Raw genomic sequence first — 21,197 nt, forward strand, 5'->3', positions numbered from 1 at the left:
GAGTGTGTCAATTGCGTGTGTCGTATAAAGAAAATCAGGCGGCTTCACGGGAAGCCGCCTGTGTCACTTAATAAAAATTAAGGATAGAGCTTGATATCACCCTTGATGGTGCCGTAGTTGCTGAAGCTACCCGGGGAGCCCAGTACGACCTGAACACCGGCCGGGCTGTCGATCACTGCATTTCTCTGGTTGGAGAAGTTACGGGCGCTGATGGTTGTCGTACCCGCGGAAGACGCCAGCGTGCCGTAGTTGTAGACCGTCCCTTTATCAGCCAGGATGTTAACGCCATCTTTGCCGCTCAGGGTGCCGTAGTGAGAGTACGAACCAGACATTGCCAGCGTCGCCTGACCCAGTGCGTTAATGTTGCCGCCGGAGTTGCTGACCGAACTGGCGTTGATCACGGTGTCATGGGCTGACATGATCTTGCCGTTGTTACGGTTATCCAGGCTGCGGGTGGTGATAACGACGTTATCCTTCTCGCTTTCAATGATACCGTTGTAGTTATTCAGGCTGGACGAGGTGTTGGCCACGACGTTGCCCACGGAGGTGATCTGCCCGCCGTTGTTGTTGATGGTGCTGGCCACCAGGGTCATGCCGCCAGTACCGCTGAACAGGCCGGCATCCTGGGTGTCCGTGATGCGGCCGGTGTTGGTGATGGTGCCGCCGTTGGTGTTGACGTCCAGGTAGTTCAGCGCCTGGATGCGACCGGAGGCGTTATTCAACGAGCCACTGTTGATGGTGACGTTGTTTTCCGCACGGATAGCGCCCTTGTTGTTGTTCAGGGTGTTGCGGTTGGTGGTGATATTGATATCGCCCATCGACTGGATCAACCCGGAGGTGTTGGTCAGCGTGCCGCCTTCAATGTTGATGTCGCAGCAGCCTTCAATCGTGCCCTTAGTGTTGTTCAGCTGATAGCCGTAGGTTTTGATATCAACGCCGCCGGTTTTGGAGCGAATGACGCCGCTGGTGTTGTCGAGGTTGTAAGACGACAGTACGACACCCTTGGAGCCTTCGATCAGGCCGCCGGCGTTACTCAGCGTTCTGCCGTAACCGTAGTAGTAAGGGTCACGACGCAGGTCGACGATGCCTTTGGCCTGAATGATACCGGATCTGTTGTCTACATCGCCGCTCACAACGTTGATGTCGTTGTTAGCAACCAGGGAGCCGCCGCCGTTGCTCAGCTTGTTTTTGGCGATATCGATATTGATATTTTTCCCTGCGGAGATTACGCCGTTCGCGGAGTTGTTCAGCGCGTAGCCATTACCGTAGTAGTAGTAATAGCTGTACATGCCTTTACGACCGTAGGTGGTTTCGATGTTGACATCATTGGCGGCGCGCAGCGTGCCCTTGTTCTCCACCATACCGTCGGTGGTGATGCTGACGTCACCCGCAGCGGCGGCGATGGTGCCTGAGTTACGTACGCCGACGCCGCGATCGGTGCTCACCAGCGTGATTTTGTTCGCGTACATGCCGCCCAGCTTGGCAACGTCCAGCCCGACGCTCGGCGTGCTGCCGGACGGGGTCAGGGCGCTGATCTGGGTGTTGGTGGCATTTACGTTATTGCGGCCGAGGGTCACTTTCAGATCCTGCGCCTTGATTTCACCGGTGATCTGCGCGGAGCGGGAGATGATGTCGGTGTAATTGGCGTTGGAACTTTCCAAACCGTTGCCGTTGATGATAATCACGCCTTTTTCAACGGTATAGCCCAGCAGGGAACCGTTGGCGACCTGGGCTTTACCGGTGGTCAGCGTAGCGCGGCTGGTGTTGATGAAGCCGCAACCGCTACAGGTGATGCCTGCCGGGTTAGCGACGATCACCTGGGCTTGCTGACCGGCAACTTCCATCATTCCGCTCAGTTGGCTGGCCTTGTTGGAGTTAACTTCGTTCAGAATGATTGAGGCGGAACCGCCGGCCAGGTTGGCGTTGCCATTGATGGCGCCAGCCAGGGAGGTGTTTACGCCGACGCCGCTGTTGTTCAGCACCACACCGTTTTTGTCTACGTTGAACTGTGTATAAATGTTGTGTGATACGCCGCCATTACCGGCCTTATTAATATCGACAACCTGAACACCATTTACGGTATTTACGGAAGGTCCGCCGATAACGGAAGTTGTGGGAACAACGGCAGCGTGAGATACCGCTCCCCAGGCAACCAAGCTGAAAAAACAGATCGGCGTTAATTTAGCAATAAGCTGTGATTTTTTCTTCATTAAGAAGTTTCCTTGTTTTTTTAAAGTAAGTCCGTAATCCGATATTTTATTTATAGAGTGATGACTCTTAGAGGAAAGAGTTAATAAACCAAATATGGATTTGTTGAATATCAGCATGCTGGCAGTTGGGGATATTATCATTAATTATTCATTAGTCAATAATTTGGAAATATATTATTGTTTTTTTTAATTGATTGATCTGATTGAATTTTTACGCTTTTATCGGATAATTCCATTTCATTTTTTATTACCCGGGATAGGGTTCAAATTCGTTTTTCAGGAATATATGTTAGGATAGTAAGTATGTTCTTTATTTCGCGATTTTAAAATTAAACAAAAGGAGTGGCATTAATATAAATAAGTCGTGTAAATATAAAATAACAGAATTATTCTCTCCGTGAATTGCAATGAATTTATGCTTGGCTTTTCTCTGAAGAGAAAGGGATATATCTCTGGCAAAAGGAATGTGGTTGAGGAGATCAGCGATAGGAGGATTCTATGACAGCGTATTTATTGCCTGATTGTAATCGGCCATTTCAAATTAACCCGGCGTGAATGAATAAGAAATCAATGCCGTCAGGAGAAGGATGTCCTCTCCTGTCGTCAGTATGGCATCAATCACACATTTGATGCGCCGCAGGTTCTCCCGGCGCTTACTTCTGGTTAGCGCTGAGACGCGTCAGCGTCCATGAAAACGGACTGCCGGTCAGATCCCTTAGCGCCTGCCGCGCACGGGCGTATTGGCTGACCAGGAAAACGACGCTTCCTCGTCCGATTTGTAAGCCTGCTTCTTTTTTAACTGGCGCGCTTTCCTGGCTTCGGTTTCGCGCAGCGCCATCAGCTTGTCGATGTACTCTTTTTTCACCTTATTGGCTTCGCTGTTCGTTAGCGGGCGACCATGGGCAATACGTTCGCGGTCCAGCAACGTTTTGAGTTCGCGCTGCTCGCGTTCGGTCATGTCTTTTTGCGTAATGCGGGGAAGTGCCATAGCGTACCTCTGTCGGTCGGTTAGCATTGTGTGGCTATGCTACATCCTGCATCATTGCCGGGATATAAGTAAACATCGTTCGGCAGAACAATTTATATTCATTGTCGCGAATGAATGGCGGCGCTGATACGCAGGATGACCCTTTCGATTTTCACGAGTTTCCCGCCGGGATAATATTCAGTGGGAACTATTTAATTTTTTATCTATCTGCGATACGCCATTTTTTTATCCAGAGAAATTTAACGGCGTGTGTTTTTTGGGGTGGTTTATAAAGCGTTTCCTTTATTTAATGGTGATTTATGGTGTTAACAAGGTATTGTGTGATAAATGTCGCAATAAGTACTTTTAAAGATTAATTTCAAGGCGTGAAATAATTAGTATCAAGGGGCATTAGTTAAAAACGTGTGAGGAATAATATGAAATCTATAATTAGCACAGCTATTTTTTTAGGCGCATTAGGGCTTTCATTTTCTTCTTATGCGACTGAGTCGCTTGAGAATAAAAAAGAGCTGAAAATTATTAGCTACAATGCTTACTGGGGAATGAAGTCTGACACCTCTGAAGGTAAACAGAAATTTGCTGAGTGGGCCAAGCAACAGGACGCGGATATCATTGCCTGGCAAGAAATGAACCATTTTACGCGTGAGAAGCTGGAAGCCTTCGCGCAGAGCTATGGGCACAATTACGCGGTACTGCTTAAAGAGCCTAAGGTGCCGGGGGATGACGAGTTCTTCCCGACGGCCATCACGTCAAAGTATCCGATCGTAAACGTCAACAAGGTCGTGGATAACCTCTGGCATGGCGCGTTGTTTGCGGACGTAGGGAAATATCACTTTGTTGTTACCCATATGAACCCGTTCCGTACCGCCCAGCGTATTGATGAAATGAACTTAATCCTGGATTCCATCAAATACAGTAACGATCCGGACGGAAAATGGATCATTGCCGGCGATCTCAACTCATTCTCTCCTCTGGACAAAAAAGGCTATAACGAGAGTGAGATGGTTAATGACCTGAAAGAGAAGGAAGCAAAACGCCCGGTGCTTAAAAACCTGGTGGACGGCAAAATGGATTATACTGTGCAGCAGAATATTTTATCCCGTGGTTTCATCGATGTGCTGAAACAGAAATATCCTGATGAATTTGTTGCGACCGCGCCGACCAAAATTTTCTATGATCAGGCAAAAACGCCGCTGCGTTATGACTATATCTATGTTTCTCCGGTAATGAAGAGTGATGTGGTGGACGTAAAAGTGCTGAAGGATGACTTTACGGATACATATTCTGACCATTATCCGGTACAGATGATTATTAAAAATCAGTAAGGCCTGGCAGGGGGCCGGCACAGTATCCGGCCCCGGCTGACCGGCAGGGTATGGCACTCTGTTTATTGCCCGTACCCGATAATTCAAAACCCGCTTTTTCAGACATGGCTGTCTTTAAAAAGCGGGTTATCGGTGATGATATTGCCCCAGGGGCGGGTTATGTCAGCGAATAAACGTCACGGGCGCCGGCGGCCGGTAAACAGGCTGACCAGAAACAGAATGATCCCGACGATAAAGACGATCTTCGCTGCCCATGCAGCCGTACCTGCCAGGGCGCCAAAGCCCAATGCCGCTGCAATCAGCGCAATAATCAAGAAAATGATACCCCAACGAAACATAGTGCTCTCCTCATCTTGAATCAATTAAGGTAAAAACCCGTCGTTGTACTTGGGTCGGGCTAACTTTTACCGGTTGGATTTTTCAACGATTCTCCCATCGATAACGATACAGCCGGATTGTTTTCCCTCTTTTTACTCCGCTCCTCTCCGGGTGGCATTCTGAACATGTTAATCCCGGCGGTTGGGCCGCGCGTCGTTTTACATTACGGGACGGAGCTGTGTGGCAGATAATTATCTGGCTTTGATTTTGCCGGTTATATTACTGTCACTGAAAATAACTATAGACCAGCTAAAAAAAATTGCAGTGCAGATCAGATAATTGTTATTGAATGAGTCAGAAGACGTCATGGATTAAGATAAATCTGGAGTCATCATAATGATAAGGGGGTTTACGGGTTAATTACGCGGTATTCGGGAGTGAATGCTGAATGTACCCTGCGCCTCATCGTTATAAACGGGCGCTGACCCTGTCAATAATTTGTATTGGCGCTGTCCTTGTTATTCATATTTTGTTACATCCCCGCGCGCGTATTAATTCCTCCTGTTTTTCTGTAAGTTAAGCCGACTTTTTCTGATTTTAAATGCTGTATTTTTTAGTGAATTTAGCGATAAATTTCATTCGCGCTAGAATTAATCGTTGTAGGTACTGCTTGAACATGGCATTCGGCTATGTCGTATATTTACCGACCGGAGGTATTATGAATCAAGATCAAGCCAGCGGTAACTGGAAGCAATTCAAAGGGAAAGCGAAAGAGAAATGGGGCAAGCTGACCGATGATGACCTGATGGTGATCGAAGGAAAACGCGATCAGCTGGTCGGGAAGATTCAGGAACGGTATGGCTACCAGAAAGAAGCCGCCGAAAAAGAAGTTAAAGCCTGGGAAGACCACAATCACTACAAGTGGTAGTGATTAACGGCGACGGAATATGCGGTTGTCGCCCGGTCATGTTTCGCATGCCGTACGGAGAGAAAATGGACGGCATGCGTAACAATGACTGCATCCTCACGCGTAACACAGGAAAAAGGCAGCAGGGCTGATGTTGATTCAGTCCTGCTGCCTTTAATTCGTTAAACACCCCGGCCTGTTCTGAATACCGCCAAAAGCCTTAAAGCGTCTTCTCGTATTTTACCGTTGAGCCAAAGTCATCGATGATGGAATACACCACGCGGGTGCCTGTCGTGGCCGCTTTTTTCGCTGGCGGAACAGGGATAGTTACCGTCGTCAGCGGAGCGATCATATCGTTGGGGGCTACGGTCAGCGACGTGCCGTCAATTTCCAGCGTCATGAACGTGATGTGAAAGGGCGTAGGGTTAGTGATTTGTAACCCGTTCGAAGGCAGACGGGTAAAAATAAGCTGTGAGCCAATCTCCTGGGCCTGGGCGGGAATACCGTGCGGACGGTAAAACAGCTTTATACGCGAATGAAAGGCGATTTGGACTGAATTAGTATCAGGCCGGGCCTCCCTGTTCTTGGGGGGGACTTCCAGGACGTTAAGCCAGAACATCGATTCCCGGTCGCTGGGTAAGGAACGCCCTTTACCGGTATAAAAAATGCGTATCCGGCGGTTGTCGCGCCCTTCCAGGCGAAATACCGGCGTATTGATAACGAACGGCACCTGAATCTCTTCCGGCGTTTTGCTCATTTCATCAATGCCGTTGTCTATCCAGACCTGAATCAGGGCAGGATACCTGCCTTCATTCAAAATCTGTACGCTTCCGGCATTGTTGTCGCCGGTAACGATAGCGCGCGTCAGGCCAATGGCGATGCTGGCCTGCAGGTTCAGGCTGGTTAACAGGACAAGCGCTGCCAGTATGGCTTTCAGGCAATGGCGCGGGCGGAGAATGGCGTGAAGTAGCGATAGCATCATCATCATTATTATTTATAAATCAGTGTGAAGGTAAAAGCGCCCTTGACGGAGCCGCTCTGTACGTTGTTTTCCGTTTGGTAGATCCCGGCCTGCATCGGAACGGTGTAGCTGTTGGTTCCGCTGGCGTCATAATCGGGCAGGGAATACTCCGTATTCATCTCTATAGGGGTGTTGCTGTTGCTGCGCAGCAACACGCCGACGCCTTTGGCATCGGAGCCGGCTACCAGCGCCGTGACGCCGTTAGCCTGATCCAAGATTGCCGTTGTTGCGCCAAATTTGTAGTTAATCCCCGATAGCCCGCCCGGACAGTTATTAAAGCTAAGCTTAAACGGCGTCAGCCCTCTCACCGTGCCTACCGACTTCAGTTCCCGGACGCCGACGTCCGGCAACGTGACGTTTACGTCCGGCGTCACGCAGGTCTGGGTCATTACCTGTACCTTTACCGCACTGCCGGGGAACTGCATGATGCGGTATCGCCCGACCTCCGTCTGTTCGCTGCTGCCGGCGTTATAGGTCCGGTAGGTATACATGTAGGTGGGATCAAATGCCGAAGCAGATCCCGTCGTTAGCCCGGTGGCGGTTTTCACAAAGTGAATCTGTAATTCATAGCCCAGCGTGAAGTAGTTGCCGTTATTGTAAGGAATCGGTCCGAGCAGCGGATAAGCGACGACGCGATTGCTGGACGACGTGCCTGTCACCGGGGTCCAGTCGGTGCTGAAACCCGCGCCGGTTGCCCGGAAGCGGGCGACGTAGCCCAGCCCGGCTTTGACTACCGAGTTGAATACGGTGTAGCTGTCGCCGTCGATAGTCACCGTTCCTATTCCTGCAATGGCATAGGGCGAAAAAGTGGCAACCGAGCCGCGTACGTCATCATTCTGATAGCCGCTTGTCACCTGGCAACGCCAGTCGTTGGGCGCCGTGGCGGTAACCCACGATCCGATCGGCTCGCCGACCGGCGTGTTCGGCTTGACATAGATCGTGGTGGACGGTCCGTAAATGTAGAGCGAGCCGGTATAGTTACAGTCTAAGGCCGTGCCTGCGGCCTGCGCCTGCCGGCTGGGGCCGGCCATCAGCAGCAGCGCCAGCAATACGCCAAACAGCGCCTGTGCCGCGGCGTAAGTGTGTTTATGGCTGGTTGGGCTTATTTGCATATGACCTCCAGGCGTCTGTAGTCGCCTTTTTCCGGTGCTGCGGTTTGCGGCAGCTGATATCTGAAGCGGCAGCTTTCCCCCGGGCCTTCTCCCCAGGTTGCCCGCAGTTGGCCTTTGTGGTGCGTGACGCGGATCAGGGCCTGGCCGCCCTGGGCGACGTAACCGACGGCGTTGCCGTCCTCTTCTTCCAGCGCCGCGCCGAAGGGCAGCGGTTTGCCGTTTGTTTGCTTGCCATCCAGCAAGACGGAATAACCGGATGTGGTCTCAAAGACCATCAGCGCCACCGAGCCGGCCGTAGGCGCTGTATTCTGGCTGGTGCTTTTCAGCTCAGTATCGGTAGAAAGCCCTTTGGGATCGATCTCCACCTCATTCATCCGGTAGGGATTCAGGTAAGGCACCACGGCGCGGCCGCTGCCGTTCAGATGTACCCCGGTATAGTTGGTGACGCGCGCCCCGGCGGCGTTGCGGGCCTCGACCACGGCGATGGTTTCGCCCAGCTCCGGCGACAGCACCACGCCATCGTGATAAGCGACGATACCGCCGGAAAGTGAAGCGCCATACTGATCATAGTCGCTGCTTTTGGTGTAGCTTCCGCCCACCGTGGCATAGGGCGATAACCAGGTTGCGTTCAGGCTCAGGGTGTTGTTGCGGCCGCTGTTGTCGGCGCGTTCACTGGAGACATAAGCGCCGTAATTATACTGGTTGTTTTCCCCTGCCGAGCCGGAAAGCCCCGTTTGCAGCGAATGGGTGTGCCTTTTCTGAGTATATGACGTGCTCAGGCGCGGCGAACTGCTGGCCGAACTGAGCGGTACTGAGAAAGAGAGGGTAATCTGGTTATCCCAGTTGCCTGAGGAAGTATTACGCATCCGGTTAGCAGAGATATTGTAGCTGACGGATTTGTACTGATTATTGTAGCCCAGCTGGAAATCCGTATCACGCTTCTGGGTTCCCCAGTAATTTTGGGTATTGGCGCTGGCGTAGAAGGAGCCGTACCCTTCCGGCAATCCCTGGGTAATGGTGATTTGCGCCCGGTTACGCCGGTGCTGCATACCGCGAAGGTATGAATAATTCGCCGTCCCGTCATCCAGGACGGCGCTGTCGTCGTAGAACGCCCCTGCGTTGTTCCCGTATTTCAGGTAGTCGCGGGCGCGCATTGCTTCAGCCGGCGAATAGTAACCGCGGGTTGAGTAGTGATAGCTGGCCAGCGTCAGGTTGGTATTGGTCTGCGGCACGGTTTTGGCATAGGTCAGGCGAATGCTCTGGCCCTGTTCAGCCCCTTTCCCGGGCAGGCGGGTGTGCGCCTGGGTGATATCCGTCGCCAGCGCGCCGACGGGGGTGTTGAACGCCAGTCCCATCGCCGCCGCGTAGTAGCCTTCGGCAGCGGTCAGCCCACTGTATCCGGTGATGATGTTGGAAAATCCGTGACGTAACGTCCCCAGCGCGATAGCCGGTTTATCGTGCATGCTGTTGTCGCGGAATTGCCCGGCCATCAGCGTATAGCGCGTCATGCCGGGGCGTAACAGCTCAGCGATGGTGGCGTAAGAGACGGTAAAACTGCTTTCCGTGCCGTCGGCTTCGGTAATGGTGACGTAAAGATCGCCGCCCTGACCGGTGGGATACAGATCGTCGATGGCGAAAGGGCCGGGCGGAACCGTGGTTTCGTAAATCGTCCGCCCCATTTGATTAATCGTCACCCGGGCGTTAGATTTGGCTACGCCGCGCACTACCGGGGCATAGCCGCGTAACGAGTCGGCATACATACGATCGTCTGACGTCAGTGCCACGCCTCTGTAACTGACGCTGTCGAACACCTGGCCGTCGGTGGTTGATTCTCCCACGGTAAGTTTGCTGTTCAGCGGCGGAATGGCGCGTTCGACATAGGTGGCAATCTTTTGATAGCGGGTGCCGTTGTCGCCGCTGTGATTCAGCGAACTGCGGTAACGCAGGCGCCATTCCTGCCAGTTAAAACCGCCCAGCAGGCTGAGATAGTGATACGTTTCGCCCGCGCTGCCGTGGGAGGCGCTGTGATAGCCGGTATAGTCGTATTTGAGGGTGGCCGCCGTGATGCCGTTATCCCAGTATTTGGGATCGACGGAGCCGCGGGCCCGGCGTTTGAGGCTGGCCTGCGGGACATTAAAATCGATGCGTTGTTGCCCGCCATCGTAGACGGCTTCGCCTGTGCCGATAATCTCGGTCAGAGGCGCGCAGATCCCTTCGCCTTGCAGCGCCCGCAGGGTTTGTTCAGAAACGTTGTCGCTTTTGATGCCCAGATAGTCCAGCAGCGTCAGGTCAATACAGGGCAGGGCGGTGCGGGAAAGCGCGTTGGGCAGGGCAAAGCGCATCTCCTGGCGGCCAATCCAGCGATTGTTCAGATAAATATCAAGGCGGTAGGTGCCGGGATCGATCGGGTTACCCTGGCTGTAACGTGTCGCATCGACCTGAAAGCGCATGAACGTATCATTAAATTCGACGGTTTCAGCTTCCTGTGCAGCCGAACAGGGCGCAAGGGATAAACCGCCTGCACCGCAGCCGACAAGAGTCAGCAACGGCCACAACCGTAATTGCCTGCTCTTAGAGTTACACATGGCGTTCGTTAGTCTCATCCTGAGTCGTCAAAAGCGTGATATTCCTGACTGCGGTGATGCCCGCAGGGCGCTTTGTCCCGATTAATCTAATTGCTGAGTGCCGGGCGTATTCCCGCCAAAGTCATTAATAATGGTGTAGGTGACGAAGGTTCCGCTGTTCAGGGTGCGCTTGCCTGGCAATGTCAGCGCAAGCTCTGCGAACGGCGCGATCATTTTCCCTTTCTGCGCATTCAGGTTAGTCAGTTCGGGGCCGGTTTCCGTGGCGCGAAACGCCAGTTTTCCCAGCGTCAGGTAATAGGGGGACGCATTGCGCACCACTATTTGCGTTCCTTTGCGGGTAAACGTCAGATGCTTGTAGGCCTGCTCCACGGACATCGGCAATTTCTCCGGCCGGTAGAACAGCTTGATGCGGGTACGAAACGCCAGCTGCATCAGGTTCTCACCGGCGGCCAGTTGTTTGGTGGCCTTGGGCGGGATCTCCAGCAGGTTGAACCAGTACACGGATTCACGATCGGCAGGCAACGCGTTGCCCACGCGCAGAATACGAATGGTTTGCCCTTTCTGTGCATCGAGGCGTACGACGGGAGGCGTCAGGCTGAAGGGCGCCCGGATACTTTCCGGTTTGGCGCCCGGATCGCCGTTGTCGAGCCATGCTTGCAGAAGAACGGGCATGTTGCCGGTGTTAGTAATTTTGACCGCGGTTTCACGCGCAGATTCTTCGTAAATAATACGCGTGCCGTTGATGATGACCGCGCTGTGCGCTGTCACGCTGAGCAGGCTTAAGCCTGCAATTAATGCATAAAGTATCTTTGACATATTCACACCTGGCGCTTACAGGACGGGGAAGCTCCCCGTCCTGAGGCTGTTACATCAGTCGTAAGCGATCGTGTAATCAACCTGAGTCGTTACGGTACCGCTGCCCGTCGAGCCCTTTGAATAGTACTGTGCGGCGTAAACCAGCGTGGCGGAGCCGGAGCTGATATCTTCAACCACGGCGCCCTGCGAAGACGAGCCGATGAATACCGGATTGTTTGCCTTATCCAGTAACTCAACCTGCACGTTGGCTGCGGTGCCGGTGTTGTTCAGACGGCCGGTGACAGTATCAACCGTGGTGCCGGATTCGAAATAAGCGTAGGCATTACCCAGCGTGGAGCCCTGGCATTCGGTCAGTTTGATGTCGAACGGCGTGGTGCCGGCGGTATCGCCGTCCGCTGTCAGGGTGTTCTGAGAAACGGTCGGAAGCGTTACGGTCGCATTTTCCGTGCCGCCGTTAACGGAGATGGCACAGGTTACGTCGGTAATTTTCCCATTGATAGTGATGGTACCATCAGAGGCGGACGCTGCGTGTGAGAGAACGATGCTGGCCGTAGCGATCAGCATACAGATTTTCTTCATTTTCATTTTGTACTCCTTTACTCCTCGAGATTTTCTATTGAATACAGCGGAGTTAATTTCGCCGCTGAGTGCATTCCATGAATATTGCTTATATATTCTTATAAATAAGAAAATGATGACAATATCAATTCGTGCAACATTCGAGTTCCTGCTTTCCCTGATTAAGCTATTGCAGGAAAATTCCTAGTTGGTGCAGATGCTATATACCTGCTTATCTTTAGTCAATACGTCATTATGCCTCGTTATATATGCGTTTAAGTTTGTTTTTGGGCTGCGTTACCTGCCTTTTTTCCTTACATATTGTGTGTGAATTTTCCTATAAAATTAAAATATTCAATGAGGTGGTGAATGTTTTTTGAATGATGGATGCATGCCGAAATGTGTTTATTGAAAATTAGGTGTACCTATAGGGGGAAAAATTTTTTTATTTACGCATTAGAATAAGTAGATTCTTACTTCTTTCTTAGCAAATGCTTGCTTGACAGGGCGTTTATAGGATTTTAAAGCGCTCTATTATTTGCGGCTAAGGCTGCATCCGGCGCTGGTGGGTAAAAAAGTACCTCAAAATCACCGGATTGGCAGAGCGCGGGTGTGGCGATGGTGAGCAACGGTCATGGTGGCGACGTCTGGTCTGGCAGCAATCGCGTTCTGCCGGGAACAAGATGATTCACTCCAGGAAAGGGACGATACATGTACATCGGATGAAAAAGAAGCCAATAAATCCGACATAAATCAATCCCCGGCGCCTGAAACCTCCTTAGTATAGTAGTATTCATTATGCATGTTATGTGGGGGTTGCAGAGCCATGACGGGCAAAAAGAGAGTGCGCTGGCAACGCCGGCCGGGAACCACCGGCGGTAAGCTACCGTGGAATGACTGGCGCAATGCCTCAACCTGGCGCAAGGCAACCCAGCTGTTACTGCTGGCAACCAATATTTATATCGGTATCACCTTCTATTTTTGGGTTCGCTACTATGAGTCCGGAGGCGCCTCGCTTTTCGTTGCCAGGCCGGGGGGAATTGAAGGTTGGTTGCCTATCGCCGGCCTGATGAACATCAAATACACGCTGGAAACGGGCCTGCTTCCGCCGATTCACGCGGCTTCTATGCTGCTTTTGGTTGCCTTCATTGCCATCAGTCTGCTGCTCAAAAAATCATTCTGTTCATGGCTGTGCCCTGTTGGCACGATCTCTGAGCTGATCGGCGATGCCGGGAAAACGCTTTTCGGCCGTCATATTACGCTTCCCCGCTGGCTGGACATTCCGCTGCGCGGCCTGAAATACCTGCTGCTCAGCTTCTTTCTCTATATCGCGCTTTCAATGCCGGCACAGGGGATCCAATATTTCCTGACGTCAGCCTACGGCATTATTATTGACGTTAAGATGCTCGACTTCTTCCGGCACATTGGCAGCGCTACGCTGATCTGCGTTGTGGTGCTCACCGTCGTCAGCCTGTTTGTCCGCAACGCCTGGTGCCGCTACCTGTGCCCCTACGGCGCTTTGCTGGGGCTGTTCTCCCTGTTTTCGCCCTTTAAGATCCGCCGTAACGCAGACAGCTGTATCGACTGCGGAAAATGCGCCAAAAACTGCCCGTCCAACATTCCGGTGGATAAACTCATTCAGGTCAGAACCGTGGAATGCTCCGGCTGCATGACCTGCGTTGAGTCCTGTCCGGTCGCATCGACGCTGACCTTTTCTCTGCAAACGCCGCCGGGAAAAACGGAGAAGCGCCAGACAGCGCTGACGGGCGTGGTGATGACGGCCCTGACGCTCGGCATTCTGTTTGCCGCCATTGGTTTTGCCGTTTATTCCGATGCCTGGGAAAGCCCGGTACCGGACAGCCTCTATTTCCGCATTATCCCGCAGGCAAGGATGATTGGGCATTGATTCACCGGATTAAGCCGGTGGCTATCACTCCGTGCCGGGAGCGGAGCAGATTACAGGTGCGTGCTGAGCCTGAACAAAAGTCGTGGATCATGCTTTGTCTTCATTAACGCAGCGCGTCAGCGTATTTATTTTTCTTATTAAAAACAAAACGTAATTAATAGCCGCATTTTTTTTGTGGTTAATGGGGCTGGTCATTAGTAGTTTGTTATCACCTATTTCAGGATAAAAACGCTGTATATGAGGGCACAATGAAAAATGGAATTTATTACGTTACGTTCAGTCGCCATTATCAAATCTTTGGCGAGGGCACTGTCGTGGTTATGGATAACGTGGTGAACGGGGGCGATGTCGGTTTTATGTATCAGGGGCAGATTCATGAACAGAGCCTGGTGCTGCATGTCTACCAGCATGACTATCGGGTACCCTCGTTGTTTAAAGGTATTCTGGCATTCAAATTTATTCTGACGATCAGTGATGCGCCCTATGGTTATACGCTTGAGGGCAACGTAGACGGCATTGACTCAAAACCCGTATCCCTTAAAGCTAAATATATTGGCGCGATCTTTCAGGACGCCAGCGCATTGCCGTGTAAGGCAAAAGAAACGGTATAACGTCATTGCTGCTATTGCCCTGACGGATACCGTTTCAGACCGTATTTGATCCTTCCTACTCCGGATTAACGTGATGCCGAACAGGGTGTCGCGGGTCTGGTGCGCGCAGGAAAGGCGCCGGCGGTGATAATCCCGGTCGGCTGAAATTTGCATCAGCAAGCCATCCAGAGCCGCCCTGTTAGCGGAATTAAACCTCCTTCACCATCGCCAGTGTCCCTTGCTTATGCAACTGCGCCTGCAAGACGCGGCTCAGCAGCAGGCCGACCGCCAGTCCGGTCATCACCGACAGCGCCATTCCGTACCATCCGGCTTTGGCGAAGACGAAACCGTTGAAATAGCCGAGCACCGCGCCGCCGGCGTAGTAGCAGAACAGATAAAACGCGGTGGCCTGCCCTTTGGCGTGGGGAGCGTTGCTGCTGACCCAGGAGAGGATGACGGAGTGTGAGGTAAAGAACGCCACGGAGAGCAGAATAACCCCGAAAATAAACACCGGCACCGTGCTGGCGATAATGCTGATGGCGGCGCCGGCGATCATCGCCAGCAGCAGCATGCTGAGCATATTCATGGCGCCGAACCGGACGGCGCATCGTGCCGCCGTGGGCGCGGAGAAGAAGGTGAGCGCAAAGCTGATGGGAATCAGCCCGATTTGCGAGAAGGGCAGATTGAACGGCTCGCGGTGCAGGTAAAAGGCGATAAAGTTAAATATCGAAGTGAATGAACCAAACAGAATAAAGCCGATAACGTAAGCCAGAGAGATCTTTTTATTTTTGAAGTGCTCAATCCCGCCCTTAAACATTTGCGTCAGGTTCAGCGTGGCGCTGGGGACAAAGTTTTTGGACGCCGGGAGGAAATAGAATACGTATGCCGCCATAAAGATCAGCAGGCCGCCGAACAGGATGAAAATGAGGTCCAGCGAAACGTGTTCCATCATCAGGGTTGCGATAACCCTGCCGGACATGCTGCCCAGCGAGTTGCCGAAAATAAAGTAGCCGGTGATCACGCCAGCCAGCACCGGCGACACCTCTTCGCAGATGTAGACAGTAACCGCCGCCGTTATTCCGCTCACCGCCAGGCCCAGCAGGGCGCGGTAAAGCACCAACTGAGGCCAGACGCTGACGGTGGCGCACAGAAGCGTAAGAATCCCGCCCAACAGCAGCGAGACGACGATGGTTTGTTTGCGGCCATAGCGATCGGAAAGGCTGCCGGTAAACAGCATGGCTAATGCCAGGCAGCCCACTTCGGCGGAAAGGATCAGCCCGACCTGATTCAGCGGAATATGATAAACCTCAGCCAATTTGGGCAGCAGCGCCTGAATAGAATACAACGAGGCAAGCTCCGCCAGTCCGGCCAGCGGAAGCGTAAGTAATATCGGTAAATAGTTCCTTAGTTTAGCGTTATCAGGAGCGGGCTTCATTTTTATTCCTCATACTATGAATAGACGTTTAAATAACCACGGAATTTATACAGCAATTATTTATTGTCAGGTTGAGTATGAGAATGACTGAATGTAATGGGTTGAATGATGAATCGTGTATCTTATTTATTTTTAAACGACGAATAAAAATGGCGTCAGTTTTCGGCAAATAAATAATTGTTGCATTCTTCTTTTTTTACATTTCAAGTGGCTATGGTCACATTTTCTGTAATCGATGAAAAAACAAACCGAGTGTTGCTTTAATTGAATAAATATCAATTGGATATATAAAACACATTTCGTGTTCTTTCTCTTCATGCTTGTGCATCATGCTTTTCCTGCCATCGTGTGCATTGAGTTGCTACTATTCCCGTGATGTAAAAAACAGATATCTTCAGTATGCGGCTGTAGCGCATTTTATTATTGCTGTATATAAGCAAGGTGATTCCATGATGAAACCTAAAACGCTGTACGATAAATTAATCGATACGCATATTATTCGGCAATTAGACGATCAGGGTAATGTGCTGCTTTATATCGATGGCTCAATTCTGAATGAATATACCAGCCCGCAGGCATTCAGCGGATTGCGCGACGCGAAACGCCGGGTATGGCGACCGGAAAGTATTTTGCTTAATGTCGATCATGTTAACCCAACGCGGCCTGAACGTACGGCGGAAATGACCGATCCCGGTGGTGAACTGCAGGTCCGTTACTTCGAATCAAACAGCCGGGACTTTGGCCTGGAGCTGTTTGATGTGATGGACGAACGCCAGGGGATCGAACATGTCGTCGCCCACGAACAAGGAATGGTGCTGCCGGGCATGGTCATTGCCGCCGGCGACAGCCACACGACCACTTACGGCGCGTTCGGCGCGCTGGGTTTCGGCATCGGCACCTCTGAAATCGAGCATATGCTGGCGACCCAAACCCTGGCGTATAAAAAACTGAAAACGCTGCGCGTCACGGTCAATGGCGAATTGCCGTTCGCCGCCACGGCGAAAGACATTGTGATGCTGCTTATTGCGCAGATAGGCGCGGACGGCGCCACCGGCTACGCGATAGAGTTTTGCGGCAGCGCCATCGACGCGCTGAGCGTTGAGGGGCGTATGACCATCTGCAACATGGCGGTCGAGGCCGGCGCGCGCGGCGCGTTTATGGCGCCGGATGACAAGGTTTTTGCCTACATTCAGTCTGCGCCGCGCGTCCCGCAGGGCGATATGTGGCAGCAGGCGCTGGCCTACTGGCGCACTCTGCACAGCGATCCGGATGCGGTGTTTGATAAAGAGGTTGTGCTTGATTGCGCCAGCCTGGCGCCGCGCGTGACCTGGGGCACCAGCCCCGATCAGGGCGGCGATATCACCGGTTTCGTGCCTTATCCCGCCGACGAAAAAGATCCCGCCAAACGGCGTGATATCCAGAATGCGCTCGCCTACATGGGGCTTGAACCCGGCACGCCGCTGAACCAGATTCCGATTTCCCACGCCTTTATCGGCTCCTGCACCAATGGCCGCATCGAGGACTTACGCGCCGCCGCTCAGGTGTTGCGTAACCGGAAAATCGCCGCCGGGGTGAGGGGCATTATCGTACCGGGCTCAACCCAGGTGCGCGCCCGCGCTGAACAGGAAGGGCTGGCGAAAATCTTTATTGATGCCGGTTTCGAATGGCGTCAGTCAGGCTGCTCCATGTGCCTGGCGATGAACGAAGATGTCCTGATGGCGGGCGATCGCTGTGCTTCCAGCACCAACCGCAATTTCGCCGGCCGGCAGGGCGCGGGAGCCAGAACCCATCTGATGAGCCCGGCCATGGTCGCGGCGGCGGCGGTTGCCGGGCATCTGGTGGACGTGCGTCAGTTTCTGCAACAGGAGTCCTAGACGATGGAACCCTTCAACAGCGTTACCGGCATTGCCGCGCCTATGATGGCGGCAAATATCGATACCGACGTCATCATGCCGAAACAGTTTCTGAAAGGCATCGATCGTAACGGCCTGGATAAAGGCGTTTTTTTTGACCAACGCTTTTTAGCCGACGGCGGGTTAAACCCGGCGTTTATCCTCAACCGCCCCGAATGGCGTAATGCGGCGTTTCTTATCGTCGGCCCTAATTTTGGCTGCGGCTCCAGCCGCGAACATGCGGTCTGGGGGTTGCGGCAGCTTGGCGTCAGGGCGCTTATCGGCACCAGCTTTGCCGGCATTTTTAACGATAACTGCCAGCGCAACGGCGTGTTAACCCTGACGTTACCGGCGGCGGACATCGGGCGGCTGGCGCAGGCGGCAAGCGATCCTTTACGCAATCAGATCACCGTCGATTTACCGCAGCAGCATATCCGGGCGGGGAACGAGAAATTCAACTTTGCGGTTGATGAGCTGAAAAAGCAGATGTTGCTGCAAGGGCACGATGCGATCGGCTTCACGCTGCAGTATCAGCAGGAAATCCGTGATTTTGAGCAGCGCTATTTTGCCGCGTTTCCCTGGCTGTCGGCGCAAAACGAAAAGCACATCTGAGAAATGGTTGCAACATTATGAAACTGCTGAGTTTTACGTATAAAAATGGCAATGGCGGCCATAAAAAGAGCTACGGTATCTGGGCCCGCGACGGCGTTATCGATCTGGGTAAACGGATGGGGGATCGCTATCCGACCATCAAGTCCCTGTTGGCCGGTCAGGCGCTGGCCGAAGCGGCCGTTTACCGGCAACAGCCGCCGGATCATTGCGCAGAGGCGATCAGCTATCTGCCGGTGATTGAAGATCCGGGCAAAATTATCTGCGTTGGGATGAACTACGCCGAAAAGCGGCTGGAATTCAACGAAAAGAACAACGAGCCGACGCTGTTCATCCGTTTTGCCGACTCACAGACCGGGCACAACGCCACGCTGCTCAAACCGGGCGACAGCTCCGAGTTTGATTATGAGGGCGAGCTGGCCGTTATTATCGGCAAAAGTTGTTTCCGCACCAGCGTGGAGCACGCGATGCAGTTCGTTGCCGGCTATAGCTGCTATATGGATGGTTCCGTGCGAGACTGGCAGCACACCTGGTATACCGCAGGCAAAAACTGGCCGCTGACGGGGTCATTCGGCCCCTATTTAACCACGCAGGACGAGGTTGACGATCCGCAGGCGCTGGGAATCCGCACCTGGCTGAACGGCCGGATCGTTCAGGACGACAACACCGGTAACATGGTGCATAAAATTGCCGAATTAATCAGCTATATCAGCACCTTTACCCACCTGAAACCCGGCGATGTGATTATTACCGGTTCGCCGGGCGGCGTGGGGAAGAAACGCGTCCCCCCGCTCTTTTTACGTCAGGGCGATCGCATTGAGGTTGAAATTGAGGGGCTTGGCCGCCTGAGCAATACGGTGAGCGAAGCGCATTTTATGGCTGAAGAACCCTGCCTGAGTTAAGACGGTAAAAAGGAGTTTGATGATGATCGGCAATGCTGAATTTATTCAGGATAAAGGCGAATCGCCTTTTATCCCCGGCTTTCGACTGTCGGACGTAACATTAAGCAACGGCGTGCGCCTGCGCTGCGCGGTGGGGGGGAAAGGCGAGCCGTTGGTGCTGCTGCACGGGCATCCGCAGAATCACGTAACCTGGCGCAAAATCGCACCGGCGCTGGCGCAGCGCTTTACCGTCATCATGCCCGACATCCGGGGCTATGGCGACAGCAGCAAACCGCCGAGCGACGCGCAACACCGCACCTATTCCAAGCGGGAAATGGCGCAGGATATCATCCTGCTGATGGCGCGCCTGGGCTTTAACGACGGCTTTGCTTTCGTCGGGCATGACCGCGGCGCCCGCATCGGACATCGCCTGGCGCTGGACTACCCGCAGCAGGTCAGACGCAGCATCTTCATTGATATCGCGCCGACGGCAACGATGTATGCGCTGACCGACAAGACGTTCGCCACGCGCTATTTCTGGTGGTTTTTCCTGATTCAGCCAGCGCCGCTGCCGGAAAAGCTGATTTCATCCGATCCGGCCTTTTTCCTGGACAAACATATCAGCGGGCAAATCAAAACGCCGGGCGCCACGGAGCCGGAGATTTTCGCCGAATACCTGCGCTGCTATCAGGATCCGGAGATGCTGCGCGCGGTTTGCGAAGACTATCGCGCGGCGGCCACCATCGATCTGGAAGATGACGAAGCGGACAAGCATCTGCGTATTACCAGCCCGTTGCTGGCGCTCTGGGGCGAGAAAGGCACCGTTGGTCAGCTTTATGATGTAACATCAACCTGGCAGGAAAAGGCGCTGGATGTGCGCGGCGTGGCGATGCCCTGCGGGCACAGCCCGCAGGAGGAGTGCCCGCAGGAGATGCTCAGGGTCATCATGCCCTTTTTGTCCTGATGCCTTTTATCTTGAACAACAGATGAGGATCCTGAGCGATCCTCATGTTTTCTTTTCCGGATGGCATGCACATGAGCTCCCATGATAAACAGCGCGCGCAGTGGCCGCTTATTGAAGACCTGAACGTTTTCGTCACCGTGGTGCGCAAAGAGAGCTTCGCCCATGCCGCGGCCGATCTGGGGTTGTCGCCTTCTTACGTCAGTAAGCGCATCGCGCTGCTGGAGAAAAGCCTCGGCATGCGCCTGTTCCATCGCAGCGCGCGTTCAATCTGGCTGACCGCCGATGGTCATAAGGCGCTGAGCGGCGCGATTGCGGTGCTGGACAGCATGGGCGAGTTTGTTTCCGGCCTCGCCGATTGGCGTAATGCCATCGAGGGGAATATTCATATCAGTTGTTCGTTCGGCTTCGGCTCGGCCTACATGGCCGATGCGCTCTCTGCGCTGGCGCAGCGCTATCCTGCGCTGAACGTAAAACTCACGCTGACCGATCTGGTGGTTGACCTGGTTGAAGAGGGGGTTGATGTTGAGATCCACATCGGCGATGACGTCAAAGATCTCTATATCACCCGCAAGCTGTCGTCGAATCGCCGGGTCTTGTGCGCCGCGCCCCGGTATCTGGAGCAGTACGGCACGCCTGACCGGATCGGCGATCTCAAACAGCACAAATGCCTGGTTATTCAGGAACGTAACGCGCAGTTTGGCGTCTGGCCGCTCACCGATGGTCACGACAGTACGCAACTGCACATCCGGAGTCAGCTGTCGTCCAACAGCGGCAGCGTCGTGCTGAACTGGGCGCTGAACGGCCACGGCATCATCCTGCGTTCCCTGTGGGAAGTGCAGCACTACTTAGCCAGCGGCGAACTGGTGCGGATTTTGCCGCCGTGGCATCAAACCGCCAATATCTGGGCGGTTTACTCCAACCGGACTTCCGGATCAGCCAGGCTGAGGGCGTGTATTGAATTTTTGCTGGCGTATTTTCAGCAACATCCGCCGGTTACCGGCGAGTAACGCGCCAACCTGTGTTCAACCTCTGCCGGGGACGCGCCCGGCAATCCCCTGAAAGAAAAAAACCGGAGCCTGT

General features: G+C 53.2%; 18 protein-coding genes. 9 read left to right on the top strand and 9 right to left on the bottom strand.

Features of this window, described 5'->3' with window-relative positions; translation table 11 throughout:
- Window positions 1-77: 77 nt before the first annotated feature.
- Both C8D90_RS18315 and C8D90_RS18320 read right to left on the bottom strand, forming a co-directional pair.
- Window positions 78-2,210 carry a filamentous hemagglutinin N-terminal domain-containing protein gene (locus C8D90_RS18315; protein WP_162844423.1) on the bottom strand — a complete coding sequence of 711 codons (2,133 nt, stop codon included), beginning with the start codon at window positions 2,208-2,210 and terminating at the stop codon, window positions 78-80.
- A gap of 715 nt (window positions 2,211-2,925) precedes the next feature.
- Entirely contained in the window at window positions 2,926-3,198 is a 273-nt protein-coding gene (locus tag C8D90_RS18320; protein WP_115459913.1) for a DUF3811 domain-containing protein, read from the bottom strand.
- 404 nt (window positions 3,199-3,602) lie between these two features.
- Between C8D90_RS18320 and C8D90_RS18325 the strand changes: the two genes are divergently transcribed.
- The gene (locus C8D90_RS18325; RefSeq protein WP_147291385.1) at window positions 3,603-4,523 is read left to right on the top strand and encodes an endonuclease/exonuclease/phosphatase family protein; all 921 of its coding nucleotides are present in this window, start codon (window positions 3,603-3,605) and stop codon (window positions 4,521-4,523) included.
- Between the two features lie 176 nt (window positions 4,524-4,699).
- On the opposite strand, the gene C8D90_RS18330 is transcribed toward C8D90_RS18325, so the two are convergent.
- Window positions 4,700-4,861 (bottom strand): DUF1328 family protein, encoded by a 162-nt coding sequence (locus tag C8D90_RS18330; RefSeq protein ID WP_115459915.1) that lies wholly within the window; start codon window positions 4,859-4,861, stop codon window positions 4,700-4,702.
- A gap of 698 nt (window positions 4,862-5,559) precedes the next feature.
- On the opposite strand from C8D90_RS18330, the gene C8D90_RS18335 reads away from it, so the two are divergent.
- Entirely contained in the window at window positions 5,560-5,769 is a 210-nt protein-coding gene (locus C8D90_RS18335; RefSeq protein WP_115459916.1) for a CsbD family protein, read from the top strand.
- 199 nt (window positions 5,770-5,968) lie between these two features.
- Here the strand turns inward: C8D90_RS18335 and C8D90_RS18340 are convergent, their stop codons facing one another.
- From C8D90_RS18340 to C8D90_RS18360, 5 genes are all read right to left on the bottom strand, one after another.
- A complete protein-coding gene (locus C8D90_RS18340) occupies window positions 5,969-6,727 on the bottom strand; it encodes a fimbrial biogenesis chaperone (RefSeq protein ID WP_115459969.1) in 759 nt (252 codons plus the stop codon).
- An 11-nt stretch (window positions 6,728-6,738) separates the two neighbouring features.
- Window positions 6,739-7,881, bottom strand: a complete 1,143-nt coding sequence (locus C8D90_RS18345) for a fimbrial protein (RefSeq protein ID WP_230473052.1) — start codon at window positions 7,879-7,881, stop codon at window positions 6,739-6,741.
- Window positions 7,872-10,484: a fimbria/pilus outer membrane usher protein gene (locus C8D90_RS18350; RefSeq protein WP_329955454.1), complete on the bottom strand. Its 2,613-nt coding sequence runs from the start codon at window positions 10,482-10,484 to the stop codon at window positions 7,872-7,874. The genes C8D90_RS18345 and C8D90_RS18350 overlap by 10 nt, the downstream gene beginning before the upstream one ends.
- Window positions 10,485-10,547: 63 nt before the next feature.
- A complete protein-coding gene (locus C8D90_RS18355) occupies window positions 10,548-11,282 on the bottom strand; it encodes a fimbrial biogenesis chaperone (protein ID WP_115459918.1) in 735 nt (244 codons plus the stop codon).
- Window positions 11,283-11,336: 54 nt separating this feature from the next.
- Window positions 11,337-11,867 carry a fimbrial protein gene (locus tag C8D90_RS18360; RefSeq protein WP_115459919.1) on the bottom strand — a complete coding sequence of 177 codons (531 nt, stop codon included), beginning with the start codon at window positions 11,865-11,867 and terminating at the stop codon, window positions 11,337-11,339.
- 799 nt (window positions 11,868-12,666) lie between these two features.
- Here C8D90_RS18360 and C8D90_RS18365 point away from each other — a divergent pair.
- Both C8D90_RS18365 and C8D90_RS18370 read left to right on the top strand, forming a co-directional pair.
- Window positions 12,667-13,746, top strand: coding sequence for a 4Fe-4S binding protein (locus tag C8D90_RS18365; RefSeq protein ID WP_115459920.1), 1,080 nt, complete (start codon window positions 12,667-12,669; stop codon window positions 13,744-13,746).
- Window positions 13,747-13,994: 248 nt separating this feature from the next.
- On the top strand, window positions 13,995-14,357 hold the full coding sequence (locus C8D90_RS18370) for a GrlR family regulatory protein (RefSeq protein ID WP_115459921.1): 363 nt from the start codon (window positions 13,995-13,997) through the stop codon (window positions 14,355-14,357).
- Between the two features lie 187 nt (window positions 14,358-14,544).
- Here C8D90_RS18370 and C8D90_RS18375 read toward each other — a convergent pair whose 3' ends face one another.
- Window positions 14,545-15,771: an MFS transporter gene (locus C8D90_RS18375; protein WP_115459922.1), complete on the bottom strand. Its 1,227-nt coding sequence runs from the start codon at window positions 15,769-15,771 to the stop codon at window positions 14,545-14,547.
- Between the two features lie 452 nt (window positions 15,772-16,223).
- On the opposite strand from C8D90_RS18375, the gene leuC reads away from it, so the two are divergent.
- The 5 genes from leuC (at window position 16,224) to C8D90_RS18400 (ending at window position 21,124) form a co-directional block, all read left to right on the top strand.
- Window positions 16,224-17,645 carry a 3-isopropylmalate dehydratase large subunit gene (gene leuC, locus C8D90_RS18380; protein WP_115459971.1) on the top strand — a complete coding sequence of 474 codons (1,422 nt, stop codon included), beginning with the start codon at window positions 16,224-16,226 and terminating at the stop codon, window positions 17,643-17,645.
- 3 nt (window positions 17,646-17,648) lie between these two features.
- Window positions 17,649-18,275: a 3-isopropylmalate dehydratase small subunit gene (gene leuD / locus C8D90_RS18385; protein WP_115459923.1), complete on the top strand. Its 627-nt coding sequence runs from the start codon at window positions 17,649-17,651 to the stop codon at window positions 18,273-18,275.
- Window positions 18,276-18,292: 17 nt separating this feature from the next.
- Complete coding sequence (locus C8D90_RS18390) at window positions 18,293-19,174, top strand: fumarylacetoacetate hydrolase family protein (protein WP_115459924.1); 882 nt, start codon at window positions 18,293-18,295, stop codon at window positions 19,172-19,174.
- Between the two features lie 19 nt (window positions 19,175-19,193).
- Window positions 19,194-20,117 (top strand): alpha/beta fold hydrolase, encoded by a 924-nt coding sequence (locus C8D90_RS18395; RefSeq protein ID WP_115459925.1) that lies wholly within the window; start codon window positions 19,194-19,196, stop codon window positions 20,115-20,117.
- Between the two features lie 71 nt (window positions 20,118-20,188).
- Complete coding sequence (locus tag C8D90_RS18400; RefSeq protein WP_115459972.1) at window positions 20,189-21,124, top strand: LysR substrate-binding domain-containing protein; 936 nt, start codon at window positions 20,189-20,191, stop codon at window positions 21,122-21,124.
- Window positions 21,125-21,197: the final 73 nt, after the last annotated feature.

The sequence above is a fragment of the Enterobacillus tribolii genome (assembly GCF_003363015.1).
In the GTDB taxonomy this organism is placed as follows: domain Bacteria; phylum Pseudomonadota; class Gammaproteobacteria; order Enterobacterales; family Enterobacteriaceae; genus Enterobacillus; species Enterobacillus tribolii.